At 73.2% G+C, this 14581-nt stretch carries 12 protein-coding genes; 9 read left to right on the top strand and 3 right to left on the bottom strand.

The window, feature by feature from the left end; all coding sequences use genetic code 11:
- Nucleotides 1-25: 25 nt before the first annotated feature.
- Nucleotides 26-484: a metallopeptidase family protein gene (locus ACQP17_RS13995; RefSeq protein ID WP_433856572.1), complete on the bottom strand. Its 459-nt coding sequence runs from the start codon at nucleotides 482-484 to the stop codon at nucleotides 26-28.
- Between the two features lie 259 nt (nucleotides 485-743).
- On the opposite strand from ACQP17_RS13995, the gene ACQP17_RS13990 reads away from it, so the two are divergent.
- The 6 genes from ACQP17_RS13990 to ACQP17_RS13965 all read left to right on the top strand — a co-directional run bounded on the left by ACQP17_RS13990 (nucleotide 744) and on the right by ACQP17_RS13965 (nucleotide 6692).
- Nucleotides 744-1193: a DUF3499 domain-containing protein gene (locus tag ACQP17_RS13990; RefSeq protein WP_189104001.1), complete on the top strand. Its 450-nt coding sequence runs from the start codon at nucleotides 744-746 to the stop codon at nucleotides 1191-1193.
- 82 nt (nucleotides 1194-1275) lie between these two features.
- On the top strand, nucleotides 1276-2634 hold the full coding sequence (locus ACQP17_RS13985; protein WP_433856571.1) for a phosphomannomutase/phosphoglucomutase: 1359 nt from the start codon (nucleotides 1276-1278) through the stop codon (nucleotides 2632-2634).
- A gap of 219 nt (nucleotides 2635-2853) precedes the next feature.
- Complete coding sequence (locus ACQP17_RS13980) at nucleotides 2854-3084, top strand: Trm112 family protein (RefSeq protein WP_433856570.1); 231 nt, start codon at nucleotides 2854-2856, stop codon at nucleotides 3082-3084.
- A 72-nt stretch (nucleotides 3085-3156) separates the two neighbouring features.
- Entirely contained in the window at nucleotides 3157-4293 is a 1137-nt protein-coding gene (locus ACQP17_RS13975; protein WP_433856569.1) for an SIS domain-containing protein, read from the top strand.
- A gap of 79 nt (nucleotides 4294-4372) precedes the next feature.
- On the top strand, nucleotides 4373-5578 hold the full coding sequence (gene manA / locus ACQP17_RS13970) for a mannose-6-phosphate isomerase, class I (RefSeq protein WP_433856568.1): 1206 nt from the start codon (nucleotides 4373-4375) through the stop codon (nucleotides 5576-5578).
- Nucleotides 5579-5732: 154 nt separating this feature from the next.
- Complete coding sequence (locus ACQP17_RS13965) at nucleotides 5733-6692, top strand: cation diffusion facilitator family transporter (protein ID WP_433856567.1); 960 nt, start codon at nucleotides 5733-5735, stop codon at nucleotides 6690-6692.
- Between the two features lie 310 nt (nucleotides 6693-7002).
- Here ACQP17_RS13965 and ACQP17_RS13960 read toward each other — a convergent pair whose 3' ends face one another.
- Nucleotides 7003-9213, bottom strand: a complete 2211-nt coding sequence (locus ACQP17_RS13960; protein ID WP_433859906.1) for a fructose-specific PTS transporter subunit EIIC — start codon at nucleotides 9211-9213, stop codon at nucleotides 7003-7005.
- A 497-nt stretch (nucleotides 9214-9710) separates the two neighbouring features.
- On the opposite strand from ACQP17_RS13960, the gene ahcY reads away from it, so the two are divergent.
- Both ahcY and ACQP17_RS13950 read left to right on the top strand, forming a co-directional pair.
- Nucleotides 9711-11168: an adenosylhomocysteinase gene (gene ahcY / locus ACQP17_RS13955; protein ID WP_433856566.1), complete on the top strand. Its 1458-nt coding sequence runs from the start codon at nucleotides 9711-9713 to the stop codon at nucleotides 11166-11168.
- Between the two features lie 169 nt (nucleotides 11169-11337).
- Entirely contained in the window at nucleotides 11338-11952 is a 615-nt protein-coding gene (locus ACQP17_RS13950) for a hypothetical protein (RefSeq protein WP_364878100.1), read from the top strand.
- Between the two features lie 84 nt (nucleotides 11953-12036).
- On the opposite strand, the gene ACQP17_RS13945 is transcribed toward ACQP17_RS13950, so the two are convergent.
- Nucleotides 12037-13113 carry an RDD family protein gene (locus ACQP17_RS13945; RefSeq protein ID WP_433856565.1) on the bottom strand — a complete coding sequence of 359 codons (1077 nt, stop codon included), beginning with the start codon at nucleotides 13111-13113 and terminating at the stop codon, nucleotides 12037-12039.
- Nucleotides 13114-13225: 112 nt separating this feature from the next.
- Here ACQP17_RS13945 and ACQP17_RS13940 point away from each other — a divergent pair, with 112 nt between their 5' ends.
- The gene (locus ACQP17_RS13940; protein WP_433856564.1) at nucleotides 13226-14233 is read left to right on the top strand and encodes a stage II sporulation protein M; all 1008 of its coding nucleotides are present in this window, start codon (nucleotides 13226-13228) and stop codon (nucleotides 14231-14233) included.
- The last annotated feature ends 348 nt before the right edge of the window (nucleotides 14234-14581 follow it).

Here is a 14581-nt window from a genome sequence, read left to right as displayed (position 1 = left end):
GCGCCACCGGACCCGCGCGACGGCCTCAGTCCTGGCCGTAGCGCGGGTCCACCGATTCCGGGGCCAGCCCCAGGAGTTCGGCGACCTGCTCGACCACCACTTCGTGGACCAGGAGGGCCCGCTCGTCGCGGCTCTTCGTCCGGATCTCCACCGGCCTGCGGTAGATCACGATCCGGTCGCGATGTCCGCCCGCGGCCGGCGCCACCCGGCCCAGCGGCACCGTCTGGGTGTCGACGTCGGCGTCCGGGCCGCCGTCCGGGCCGGCACCGGGCACGTCGAGGATCAGGAAGTCGACCTGGGAGAGCTGCGGCCAGCGCCGCTCCAGCCGGTCCCGGGAGTCGTACACGAGATCCACGAAGGCGTCGGCACGGGACACCGAGAGCGGCACCTGCGGCGGCGCGATCGGGCCGCGCATACCGCGGCCGTGGCGGTCGCGGCGGCGGAGCCGTGGCTGTGCCGGTCGGGGAGGTACGGGACTGTCCATCAGCATCGAGCGTAGCCGTCGGGGACCCCCGGGCACCGGGGAGCGCGACAAGACGTGCCATGTCGTCGACTGACCGGACCTGTCCGTCTCGATTTCGATTGCATCTCACAAGGAGAGCGCAGATCGCCATCGGAATGGCGGCAAATGTCATGAGTCGTGACGGGATTCCTCACCGCGGGCCGTCCGCCCCCACCCGCCCGGCCCAGGGCAGGTCGAGCGGGTGCAGGTCAGACGCATCGGACGAAGCGGGACGACACGGTTGGGTGAGCCTGGGCGGAGTCGTCGCGGCCCGCTCAAGAGTGCGGTACCGTCCAACGTCGTGAGCCCTGTACGTCGCTGTTCGCGCACTGCGTGCGGCCGCCCCGCCGTCGCAACGCTGACGTACGTCTATGCGGATTCGACCGCCGTGCTCGGACCGCTCGCCACCTACGCCGAACCGCACTGCTACGACCTGTGCGCCGAGCACTCCGAGCGGCTGACCGCGCCCCGCGGCTGGGAAGTCGTCCGCCTCGCCCTCGACTCCGGCCCGCCCCGCCCCAGCGGCGACGACCTCGAAGCCCTGGCGAACGCCGTGCGCGAGGCCGCCCGCCCCCAGGAGCGCGCCGCGGGCGCCGGCGGCGGCGCACCCGCCCCCGGCGACCGCGACACCCATCCCATGGAGGTCGCCCGCCGCGGCCATCTGCGGGTGCTGCGCTCGCCGGATTCCTGAGCCGCCCGGCCCCCGGCGGAAGTCCTCCGGACAGACCCGCCGGGTAGGTTGGGAGCCCCAAGGACTCCAGGAGGGCAGGCTTGTGGCTGATCTGTCGCAGATCGTGAAGGCGTACGACGTACGCGGCGTCGTCCCCGACCAGTGGGACGAATCGCTCGCGGAGTTGTTCGGCGCGGCCTTCGCCGAGATCACCGGCGCGGACGCGATCGTGATCGGGCACGACATGCGGCCCTCCTCGCCCGGCCTGTCGGGTGCCTTCGCCCGGGGCGCGGCCGCCCGCGGCACCGGCGTCACCCTGATCGGCCTCTGCTCCACCGACGAGCTGTACTTCGCCAGCGGTGCCCTGGGCCTGCCCGGCGCCATGTTCACCGCCTCCCACAACCCGGCCCGCTACAACGGCATCAAGATGTGCCGGGCGGGCGCCGCGCCGGTCGGCCAGGACACCGGTCTCGCCGAGATCCGCGCGCTGGTCGAACGCTGGGCGGACCAGGGCGCCCCGCAGCCCGCCGCCACCACCGGCACCGTCACCCGGCGCGACGTCCTGGGCGAGTACGCGGCCCACCTGCGCGGCCTGGTGGACCTCAGCGGCATCCGTCCGCTGAAGGTCGTGGTGGACGCGGGCAACGGCATGGGCGGGCACACCGTCCCCACCGTCTTCGAGGGCCTCCCGCTCGAACTCGACGCCCTCTACTTCGAGTTGGACGGCTCCTTCCCCCACCACGAAGCCAACCCGCTGGATCCGAAGAACATCGTCGACCTCCAGGCCCGGGTGCGCGAGACCGGCGCCGACCTCGGCCTCGCCTTCGACGGCGACGCCGACCGCTGCTTCGTCGTCGACGAACACGGCGACCCGGTCCCCCCGTCCGCGATCACCGCCCTGGTCGCCGCCCGCGAACTGGCCAAGCACCCCGGCGGCACGGTCATCCACAACCTGATCACCTCCTGGTCGGTGCCGGAGGTCGTCAGGGAGAACGGCGGCCAGCCGGTCCGCACCCGCGTCGGCCACTCCTTCATCAAGGAGGAGATGGCCAAAAGCGGCGCGATCTTCGGCGGCGAGCACTCCGCGCACTACTACTTCCGCGACTTCTGGAACGCCGACACCGGCATGCTCGCCGCGATGCACGTCCTGGCGGCCCTCGGCGGCCAGCAGGGCCCGCTGTCCGCGCTGGTCGCGCAGTACGACCGGTACGCGGCCTCCGGCGAGATCAACAGCACCGTCGACGACCAGGCCGGCCGGCTCGCCGCGCTCAAGGCGGCCCACCGGGACCGCGAGGGCGTCACCCTCGACGAGCTGGACGGACTGACCGTCACCGCCGACGACTGGTGGTTCAACGTGCGCGCCTCGAACACCGAGCCGCTGCTGCGGCTGAACGTCGAGGCCAGGGACGCCGCCACCGCCGACCGGGTCCGCGACGAGGTCCTGGCGATCATCCGCGCCTGAGCCCGGCGCCGCCGGCCGGGCCGTCCGCAACCGTGGCGGCCCGCCCGGGCGGCCCGGCCCGTCCGGCAACCGGAGGATCTCTCCGCGCCGGGGCGCGCGGCCACCGCGACAGCGCCGCCCGCCCCGCAGCCCACCACCCCGAATCTCCGCCGGGCAGGCCCCCGGCCCCCGTCCGGCGGTACGCTGGCCACGCCGCAACCGCCCCGAAGGAGCAGCTCCATGCCGGTCGAAGCCAGCCTGATCCAGATCCTCGCCTGCCCGGCGTGCCACGCCCCGCTGGAGGACCGAACCGACGTCCCCGCGGACTCCTCTTCCGACCCCGCGCTGCTCTGCACCTCCGGCGACTGCGGCCTCGCCTACCCCGTCCGGGACGGCATCCCCGTGCTCCTCGTCGACGAAGCCCTCCCCCACAGCCCTGACGGCGTGGGTGGTGCCCCCAGCCCCGCCTGACCGGCCGCTGCCGGGCCCGCCCGGCACCGCCCGTTCCCCCGCCCGTACCGGCGATCGGAGGCCGCGCCCACCATGCTCGACGAGTCACTCCTCGACACCCCTGACGCACTGGCGGGCGCAGACCGCTTCGGCCTGCTGCGCGGCGTCGCCGAATCCGGCGCCCGGGTCCGCACCGCCGCCCGCGGCGCCGCCGAATCCGGCATCCCCGACCTGACCCCCGACGGGCGGCCGCGCGCCGTACTCGTCGCCGGCCCCGGACCGGCCGCGGCCGGCGTGGCCGACCTGCTCAGGGCGCTCGGCGGCGGCAACTGCCCGGTCACCCTCATCCCGCCCACCGGCGTCGCCCCGCTGCCCGGCGCCCTGCGCTGGACGCTGCCCGGCTGGGCCGGCCCCCTGGACCTGCTGCTGCTCCCCGGCCCCGACGCGGCCGACCCCGGCCTCGCCGAGCTGGTCGAGCAGGCCTACCGCCGCGGCTGCGCCGTCGTCGCCGTCACCCCGGAGGGCGGCCCGCTCGCCGACGCCGTCGGCCAGGCCCGCGGCCTCGCCGTCCCGCTGGCGACCACCCCCTACGACGCCGAATTCGACGTCGAGGGCGCCCCGCCCGCCGCCCCCGGCACCCTCTGGTCCGTGCTCATCCCGCTGCTCTCGCTCGCCGACCGGATCGGCCTGCTCAGCGCCCCGCCCGAGGCCCTGGGCAAGCTCGCCGACCGCCTCGACCAGCTCGCCGAACGCTGCGGCCCGGCCATCCCCACGTACACCAACCCCGGCAAGACCCTGGCCGCCGAACTCGCCGACGCGCTCCCGCTGATCTGGACCGAGGGCAGCGTCGCCGGCGCTGTCGGCCGGCACTTCGCCACCGAGCTGGCCGGGCTGGCCGGCCGCCCCGCCCTCGTCGCCGAGCTGCCCGAGGCCCTCGCCACCCACCGCACCCTGCTGGCCGGCGCACTCGCCGCCGGCGCCGACCCCGACGACTTCTTCCGCGACCGCGTCGAGCAGCCCCCCGCGATGCACGCCAGGGTCGTGCTGCTGCGCGAGGAGGAGCCCGGCCCGCTGTCCGCCACCCACGCCGCCCACGCCCTCGCCGAGGAGCGCGACACCGCCGTCAGCGAGCTGGAACCGGCCGCCGGCAGCGATCTGGAGAAGGCCGCGGAGCTTCTCGCCATCGTGGATTTCGCCGCCGTTTACCTGGCGCTCGCCGGCACCGAGTGACCATGGACGGCCGGCCCGCACCCGTGGGCCCGGAGCACCACGCCGCCGCCCCGTACGACCGTCAGGAAGCCACCGACCCATGGACCGCCTCGCCAATACCGTGCGCCCCTACGCCTGGGGCTCCACCACCGCCCTCCCGGAGCTCCTCGGCACCGCGCCGACCGGCGAACCCCAGGCCGAGATGTGGATGGGTGCCCACCCCGGCGCCCCCTCCCGCATCGACCGCGGCGCCGGCCCCCGCTCCCTGGCCGAGGTGATCGACGCCGCCCCCGAGGCCGAGCTGGGCGCCGACGCCGTCCGCGCCTTCGGCCCCCGGCTGCCCTTCCTGCTCAAGCTGCTCGCCGCCGGCTCACCGCTCTCCCTCCAGGTCCACCCCGACCTGGACCAGGCCCGCGAGGGCTTCGCCGACGAGGAGCGGCGCGGGGTCCCGATCGACGCCGGGCACCGCAACTACAAGGACGCCAACCACAAGCCCGAACTCATCGTCGCGCTCACCCCCTTCGACGGCCTGTGCGGCTTCCGGCACCCGGCGCGGTCCGCGGACCTGCTGGCCGGCCTGGGCGTCGACGACCTCAAGCCCTACGTCGACATCCTGCGGGCCAGCCCCGAGGAGGACGCCCTGCGCGAGGTGCTCACCGCCGTCCTCGGCGCCGAGCACCACGCCCTCGCCGGCACCGTCGAACAGGCCGCCGTCGCCGCCGACCGCCTGGCCCGGGAGGACGGACCGCACGCCGGCGACTACGCCGCCTACGCCGCCATCGCCCACCACTACCCGGGCGACCCCGGCGTCCTCGCCGCCATGCTGCTCAACCACGTCCGACTCCAGCCCGGCGAGGCCCTGTTCCTCGGCGCCGGCATCCCGCACGCCTACCTCAGCGGCCTGGGCGTCGAGCTGATGGCCAACTCCGACAACGTGCTGCGCTGCGGACTGACCCCCAAGCACGTCGACGTGCCCGAGCTGCTGCGGGTGGTCCGCTTCGAGGCCGGCGACGCGGGCGTGCTGCGGCCCGAGGCCGTCGGCGGCGAGGAGGTCTACGAGACCCCCATCGACGAGTTCCGCCTCTCCCGCTTCGTGCTGGCCCCCGGCGCCGCCCCGCGGCCCCTCGTCTCCCGTACGCCGCAGATCCTGCTGTGCACGGCGGGCACCGTCCGGCTGCGGGACGGCGAGACCGGCGCGGCGGCCGAGCTGGCCCTCGGCCCCGGGGAGTCCGCCTTCGTCCCGGCCGGGGAACCGCTCACGCTCGCCGGGGAGGGCACCCTCTTCCGCGCGACGGTGGTCGCCTGACGCGACCGCCACGGCACGGGCGCCCGCGCCGCCCGGCCGATCCTGCCCGCCGGGTGGCCTCCCGGCGGGCGGCCCGGACCGGGCTGCGAGAATGACCGCCGCACGGCACCGAAGCGGCGGTAGAGCCGGACGACGGAAGGGACATGCGGCACCTATGAGCGCATCAGGCGGGACAAAGGCGATCATTGCGGCGCTGGGCGCCAACCTGGCGATCGCCGCGGCGAAGTTCGTGGCCTTCGCCTTCAGCGGCTCGTCCTCGATGCTGGCCGAAGGCGTGCACTCCCTCGCGGACTCCGGCAACCAGGGCCTGCTGCTGCTCGGCGGCAAGAAGGCGAAGCGCGCGGCGACCGCCGAGCACCCCTTCGGCTACGGCCGCGAGCGCTACATCTACGGCTTCCTCGTCTCCATCGTCCTGTTCACCATCGGCGGCGTCTTCGCGCTCTACGAGGGCTACGAGAAGATCCACGAGCCGCACGCGCTGGACAACTGGTTCTGGCCGGTCGGGGTCCTGGTCTTCGCCGTGATCGCCGAGGGCTTCTCCTTCCGTACGGCGATCAAGGAGTCCAACGAGCTGCGCGGCAAGCAGACCTGGACCCAGTTCGTCCGCCGCGCCAAGGCCCCCGAGCTGCCGGTCGTCCTGCTGGAGGACTTCGGCGCCCTCGTCGGCCTGGTCCTCGCGCTGGGCGGCGTCGGCCTCACCGTGGCCACCGGCGACGGCATCTGGGACGGCATCGGCACCATGTGCATCGGTGCGCTGCTGGTGGTGATCGCCCTGGTCCTGGCCGCCGAGACCAAGTCCCTGCTGCTGGGCGAGGCGGCCGGGCCCGAGCAGATCGCCAAGATCCGCGCGGCGGTCGTCGACGGCGACGTCGTCACCGGCGTCATCCACATGCGCACGCTCCACCTCGGCCCCGAGGAACTGCTGGTCGCCGCCAAGATCGCGGTCCAGCACGACGACACCGCCGCCCAGGTCGCCCACGCCATCGACGCCGCCGAGGCCCGCATCCGCGAGGCCGTCCCGATCGCCCGGGTCATCTACCTGGAACCGGACATCTACCACGAGGCCACGGCCGCCGCCGGCGCCGACCCCTCGAAGACCCCCGGCACACCCTGACCGGCCCTGCCACCACCCGGCCCCCACACTCGCAATGAGTGCGGGGGCCGTTGGCATACCGGGGGAGGGGTGCCGGGCACGGGCCGGCGGACTCGGTCCGTGACCAGGTGGTGGCGGTCCCGGTCCATCGGTCAGGTGGTGGCGGGCGGGGGGAGCGCCGTTGTGTGGCGGCCCACGGGTCGGCGCCCCCCCCGGCCCCGGAATACCCGCCCTTCCGGGGCCCCCAGACCCCGGAATACCGCCCCCCGGCCGCCGCGTTGAGGCCCCGAGGGGGCGCTCGCAGCCCCTACGGGATCTGTTCGCCCACGCCCTAGTGGATCTCGCCGAGCGTACGCAGAATCGCCGCCCCGTCCTCCGCGTCCTGCAGCCGGGCCCGGAAGTCGGCGTCCACCAGCTTCCGCGACAGCAGTGCCAGGATGCGCAGATGCTCGTCCCCGGCCGCAGCCTCCGGTACCGCGATCAGGAACACCAGCCTGGCGAGCGTGCCGTCCGGCGCGTCCCAGTCGATGCCGTCCGCGGACCGCGCGAAGCAGACGACCGGAGCCGTCACCGCGTCCGTCTTGGCGTGCGGGACGGCTATCTCCTCGCCGAGCCCCGTGGTGCCCTGCGCCTCCCGCGCCAGCGCCACCCGCACCAGCTCCGCCACGTCGGCCACCTTGCCGGTGGCTGCCGCCAGTTCGGCCAGCTCACGGATCGCCGCATCCTTCTCGCCGGCGGCGAGCTGCGTCTTGACGGTCCGCTCGGTCAGGTAGCCGGACAGCACCCGGTCGCCGTGCCCGGCCGCTGCCTCGTCCTCGGCGAGCGCCTCGTCCCCGGCGGGATCACCGGCCGCGGCGGGATCACCGGCCCCGACGGGCGTCCCCTCCTCCGTAAGCGCCTCCTCGGCAAGCGCCTCTTCTGTACGAGCTTCCTCCGTACGAGCTTCCTCCGTACGAGCTTCCTCCGTACGAACCGCCGTCACCGGAGCCTTGGCCAAGGTGGCCGTCGCCGTACCGCCGGCAGCACCCGCACCGGCATCCACCCCGGGCCCACTCCCAGCACCGGCCCCGGCGATCGCACCCGCCCCACCGGCTCCGGCTCCCGCCGGCACCGGCACGCCGCTCAGCGAACCCGCCGCGCTCTTGCGCCGCTCCGCCGCCTCCACCAGCGCCACCGTCGTCAGCGCCGTGACCCCCGCGCCGATCAGCACGGCGAGGAAGAACACCGGCACCCCGCCGACCGCGCCCAGCACCGCCACGATCGGCCCGCCGTGCGGCACCGCGTCCGTCACCCCGGCCGTCCCCGCGACCGCACCGGCCACCGCGCCGCCGAGCATGTTCGCCGGAATGACCTGCGCGGGCCGCGCCGCGGCGAACGGGATCGCGCCCTCGGAGATCCCGAAGAGGCCCATGAACAGCGCCGCCATCCCGGTCTCCCGCTCCTGCTCGGAGTACAGGCGCCGGCGGATCAGCGTGGCCAGCCCCTGCCCGAGCGGCATCACCGGGATCGCCGCGGCACACATCCCCATCACCGTCTGGTTGCCGGTGGCGATCAGCCCCGCGCCGAACAGGAACGCCGTCTTGTTGACCGGGCCGCCCATGTCGAAGGCGATCATCAGTCCGAGGATCGCGCCGAGCAGGATCGCGCTCGACCCGGTCATGCCGCCGAGCCAGCCGGTGAGATGGGTGAACACCCAGGCGATGGGCCGGCCGATCACGTAGATGAAGAAGAGCCCCAGCGCCGTCGTCGCCACGATCGGGATCACGATGATCGGCATGATCGGCCGGACGAACTTGGGGACCTGGACCTTCTTGATCCACTGCACCAGGTAGCCGGCCAGGAACCCGGTGACGATCGCCCCGATGAAGCCCGCGCCCGCCTTGGAGTCGTACAGCGCGCCGGTGTTGGCGATCCAGCCGCCGATCATGCCCGGCACCAGCGCCGGCCGGTCGCCGATCGCATACGCGATATAGCCGGAGAGGACCGGCACCATCAGCGTGAAGCCGATCACGCCGATGTCGTTCACGTGCTTCCAGAACGACCCGTCGGGAATGACCAGACCCCCGTCGGCCTGCGGATGCCCGCCGATCGCCAGTGAGATCGCGATCAGCAGCCCGCCGACCACCACGAACGGAATCATGTAACTGACCCCGTTCATCAGCGCCTTGTACCCGACGCTGCGCTCCTTGCCGCCCCCGGACGCCGGAGCCGCACCGACGGCGCCGCCGGTCCCGCCGGCCTCCGCGCCCCCGTACACCGGCGCGCTGCGCACCCGCTCGATGAGCTGCTCGGGATGGCGGATGCCCTCGGCGACACCGACCGACAGGACCCGCTTGCCGGTGAAGCGGCTGCGGTCGACGTCCTTGTCCGCGGCGATGATGACGGCGTCCGCATCCCTGACATCGTTGTCAGACAGTGCGTTCTCGGCCCCGATGGAACCCTGGGTCTCCACCTTGATCTCGTGGCCGAGGGCGTGGGCGGCCTGGGTCAGCTTCTCCGCGGCCATGTACGTGTGGGCGATGCCGGTCGGGCAGGCGGTCACTGCGAGCAGCTTCAGCCCCTGCCCGCCCCTCCCCGCGTCCCCGGGGGGATCGGCTGGACTCGTGGTCACGTGGCTCTCCTTACGAACGGACGCGCGGCCGTGCAGTTGTTCCCGCGCTGCCTCGCATCCTGCACGACGGCCCGGCGCGCGCAAAGCCCCCGGGGTCCGGCCCGCACCGGCCGGAAGCGCGGCCTCCGGAACCCCCTCCCCGGGGCGCCGCGAGCCGTCCGCCCGCCGTCCGGTGGCCGGGACCGCACCGAATCGGCTCCTCCGGGCTGGGGTTCACTGGGCCGATCGGTGTAGATTCGTGACCAGTGCCAGACGTCGCTGCTGATGGCGGTCGGGCGGTCCGCACCGCGGACCGGCCGAGGGAGAGAGGGCCTCCGACGGACTGCGCTGCGGCCGGGGGAGAGGTGTGTGCGCTACCGCGTACGCTCGTACCTGCCCGCGCCGCAGACTGCCAGCCCATCCACCTCGACCCTCGAGGAGCAGTACGCATGACGACAGCAGCCACCGGCCAGGACTTCAAGGTCGCCGACCTGTCCCTCGCCGCCTTCGGCCGCAAGGAGATCACCCTCGCCGAGCACGAGATGCCCGGTCTGATGGCGATCCGCAAGGAATACGCCGCCGCCCAGCCGCTGGCGGGCGCCCGGATCACCGGCTCGCTGCACATGACCGTGCAGACCGCCGTGCTGATCGAGACCCTGGCCGCCCTCGGCGCCGAGGTCCGCTGGGCGTCCTGCAACATCTTCTCCACCCAGGACCACGCCGCCGCGGCCATCGCGGTCGGTCCGAACGGCACGCCGGACGCCCCGGCCGGTATCCCGGTCTTCGCCTGGAAGGGCGAGAGCCTGGAGGAGTACTGGTGGTGCACGGAGCAGGCGCTGACCTGGCCGAACTCGCCCACCGGCGGCCCGAACATGATCCTCGACGACGGCGGCGACGCGACGCTGCTGGTGCACAAGGGCGTCGAGTACGAGAAGGCCGGCAAGGTCCCGTCCGTCGAGACCGCGGAGAGCGACGAGCACCGCGCGATCCTGGAGCTGCTCACCCGCACGCTGGGCGAGGCGCCGCAGAAGTGGACGAACCTGGCCTCCGAGATCCGCGGTGTCACCGAGGAGACCACCACCGGTGTGCACCGTCTCTACGAGATGCACCGCGACGGTGACCTGCTCTTCCCGGCGATCAACGTGAACGACGCCGTGACGAAGTCGAAGTTCGACAACAAGTACGGCTGCCGGCACTCCCTGATCGACGGCATCAACCGCGCCACCGACGTCCTGATCGGCGGCAAGACCGCCGTGGTCTGTGGCTACGGCGATGTCGGCAAGGGCTGCGCGGAGTCCCTGCGTGGCCAGGGCGCCCGGGTGATCATCACCGAGATCGACCCGATCTGCGCGCTGCAGGCGGCGATGGACGGCTACCAGGTCGCCACCCTGGAGGACGTCGTCGACACCGCCGACATCTTCATCACCACCACGGGCAACAAGGACATCATCATGGCGTCCGACATGGCCCGGATGAAGCACCAGGCGATCGTCGGCAACATCGGCCACTTCGACAACGAGATCGACATGGCCGGCCTGGCGAAGCTCGAGGGCATCGTCAAGGACGAGGTCAAGCCGCAGGTGCACACCTGGACCCACCCGGACGGCAAGGTCCTGATCGTGCTGTCCGAGGGCCGTCTGCTCAACCTCGGCAACGCCACCGGTCACCCCTCCTTCGTGATGTCCAACTCCTTCGCGGACCAGACGCTGGCCCAGATCGAGCTGTTCACCAAGCCGGAGGAGTACCCCACCGACGTCTACGTGCTGCCCAAGCACCTCGACGAGAAGGTGGCCCGCCTCCACCTCGGCGCGCTGGGCGTCAAGCTCACCGAGCTGCGTCCGGAGCAGGCCGCCTACATCGGCGTCCAGGTCGAGGGCCCCTACAAGCCCGACCACTACCGCTACTGATCCACGCGGCGATCACCGGCCGGTCGGCACCGCCCGACCGGCTGGTGCCCACCCACAGCAGCCGGTGACACCAGGCCCTCGCCCCTCACGGCGGGGGCCTGGCCCGTAAGGACCCCGCACATCCGCCCCGACGCACCGGCCCGTCGCCGCCCGAAGGACTGCACCCCTCATGCCCCGCGGCCACTACTCCCTCCACGACCCGCACGATCACACCCCCCTGGGTGAAGAGCACTTCCATTGCGCCACCGGCCCCTCCGGCTGGCGTTACGTCTCCCAGATCGTGAACCCCTCCGGCGACCACACCGGCTCCGTCGACCTCACCCTCGACGAACTCGGCCGCCCCCTCCGGCTCGAACTCCACGCCTCCGCCTGGCAGGTCCGCGGCGCGGCTCTGGAGGGCGTCACCTGGGTACGCACCGACCCGACCGGCGCGCACGCCACCGAAGGCAACGTCCCCGCCCACAGCTTCACCGGCGCGTCCCCCGCCTTCCTCGTCGCCACCGCCCGGCTGCTGCGCCCCGCCCTCGGCGCCGGCGCCGTCCGCACCCGCCTCGTCGCCTTCACACCCCCCGTGCTCGCCCCGCGCACTCTCGACCAGTCCTGGGCCCTGCTGAAGAGCACACCACACGCCACTGACAACGCTCCCCTCATCGCGGACGAGTACCAGGTCAACGACCTGGAGACCGGCGAGCAGCACACCGTCCACCTCGCCGGAGACGTGGTCCTCTCCGCCCCCGGCATCGAACTCGAATCCCTCGAGTCCCCGCCGTCGACCTTCCCCTGACCCGCCCCGCCACCAGCCGGAACGGCGGCCTCACCGAATCCCGTACGGCGCCGCACACCCCGCCCGCCTCACACCCCGCCCGCCTCACACCGGCGGCGCGAACCCCGTACGCGCCTGCCACCCCGGCCCGCCGCCGTCACGGCCCTCGCCGCCGTGCACCGGCTCCGGCGCCCCGGGGGCCCCGCCCCCGCCGGGAACCAACGGCCCGCGCCCGTCCGCGTCACCCACCCCACGCGCCACCGCGCCGCCACCCGGCGGCGCCCAGCCCCCACCCGGCACGGCGGCCGCTCCCACCGGGCTCTCCGGCACCGACGGCCCCGCCCCCGAAGCCCGGCTCTGCCCGGCACGCACCGTGGCACCCACCCCCGAAGCCCCGCTCTGCCCGGCACGCACCGTGGCACCCGCCCCCGACGCCCCGAACGCCCGCTGCGCCTCCCGTTCCTGCCGTTCCCCGACCACCGCCGCCAGATACGCCGCCGGAAGCACCCCCGCGGGCCCCGGCACCCCGGTGAACGCCCGCAGGTCCTCCGTCAGCCGCCCGGCCATCGCCGCGCCCGCCTGCGGATCCAGTTGCTCACTCCGCGCCAGATACTGGCGGACCGTCAGCCACCACCCCTCGGGCACCCGCGAAAGATCGAGCGCCCCGACTTCCGCCGCCAGCCATGCGGGCGGCGGCGGCAGCGCCGCACCGGCCCGCGCCTCCGGCATCCGCTCCCGGATGACCAGCGTCCCCGCGAACACATCCCCCAGCCGGCGCCCGCGCGCCGACACCAGCGACGCGGCGGCCGCCACCACACCCATCGTCAGCACGATCTCGACGGCTCCCATGGCCCCGCGCACCAGCGCATGCCGGAACCGGATCGGCCCGCCGTCCTCCCGCACCACCCGCAGCCCGCAGATCACCTTCCCCAGGGACCGGCCACGGCTCAGCGTCTCCACCACGATCGGTACCCCGACCTGCACCAGCAGGAAGGCCGCCACGGACACGGCCGCCACCGCCGCACTGTCCATCGACGACGTCGTGCTCACCAGGATCAGCGATATGCCGAGGTAGCTCACCCACGCCACCGCCACATCGACGGCCACCGCCAGCCCCCGGCTCGCCAGCCGGGCCGGCCGCAGCCCGAGCACCACCGCTTCTCCCGTGACGAGTTCACCCACGCCGCGCCCACTCCCTCTCGATCCCCGAAGTCCCGCCCACCCCACGCCGGGCACGGCCAGTCTGCCAAGCTGACCCGGCACCCACCCACGGCGCTGCGAGGAGCGACACCAGATGGACCTCGATGTCTTCGTCACCGCACACGGCGCCGACTGGGACCGACTGGACACCCTGCTGCACCGCAAGCACCGCCTCACGGGAGCCGAGGCCGACGAACTGGTCGCCCTGTACCAGCGCACCACCACCCATCTCTCCCTCCTCCTCTCCAGCGCCCCCGACCCCGCACTCACCAGCCGCCTCACGACGCTCGTGGCGCGCGCCCGCAGTACGGTCACCGGCGCCCGCAAGGCCTCCTGGCGCGACCCCGCCCGCTTCTTCACCACGGCGTTCCCGGCCGCGGTCTACCGCCTGCGCCACTGGTGGATCCCCACCGCGATCCTCTCCACCGCGGTCGCCGCCCTCCTGGGCTGGTGGATAGCCGCCCACCCGGAGGTCCAGGCGGCGATCGGCGCCCCGGACGACCTCCGCGACATGACCCGCCCCGGTGGCGAGTACGAGACGTACTACTCCAGCCACCCGGCCGCGTCCTTCGCCGCCCAGGTATGGACGAACAACGCCCAGGCAGTCGCCATGTGCCTGGTCCTCGGCGCCTTCGCCGGCCTCCCGGTGCTGTGGATCCTCTTCCAGAACATGCTCAACCTGGGCGTCGGCATCGGCCTGATGTCCTCGGCGGGCCGCCTCGACACCTTCCTGGGCCTGATCCTTCCGCACGGCCTCCTGGAACTGACCGCCGTCTTCATCGCCGCAGGCATCGGCCTCCGCCTGGGCTGGACCCTCATCGATCCCGGCCCGCGCACCCGCCGTACGGCCCTGGCGGAAGAAGGCCGTTCCGCCCTGGGCGTGGCCCTCGGCCTCGCCGCGGTCCTCTTCGTCTCGGGCGTCCTCGAAGGCTTCGTCACCCCGTCCGGCCTGCCCACCTGGGCCCGCATCGGCATCGGCATCACCGCCGAATCGGCCTTCCTCCTGTACGTCTATGTACTGGGCGGCCGGGCCGTACGCGCCGGGGCCACCGGCGACGTCGAGCTCATCGACCGCGCGGCCGTCCTCCCCACGGCCGCGTGATGTGCATCCGGCCCCGCTGACCTGCTAATCTCCTCTTCGCCTCAGAAACCCGTTGACACGGGTGACAGGGGGAGGTAGATTCGAACGGTTGCAACGAACTGGACAAGTTCATCCGCAACGGTTAGTATCTTCTCCGCTTCGGCCGGAACTTCAATTCGGCGAGGCGCAACCGACCACTTGCCGGAAGCTCCGGTCGATTAATTCGACCGAATCCTTTCTGATAAAGTCGGAAAAGCCAAAAGGCACCCCCTCTCCGACGGGGAATCGGAAATGAATTCGGACCGGAAACGGAACGAAATCGGGTCTGGTAGAGTCGGAAAGGTCGAAAAGCGAAAGCCGGACGGCCGA

Source organism: Streptomyces kronopolitis (assembly GCF_050953795.1).
GTDB lineage: Bacteria > Actinomycetota > Actinomycetes > Streptomycetales > Streptomycetaceae > Streptomyces > Streptomyces kronopolitis_A.
Note: the sequence above shows the minus strand (reverse complement) of the source record. Positions and strands in the feature narration are given on the sequence as shown.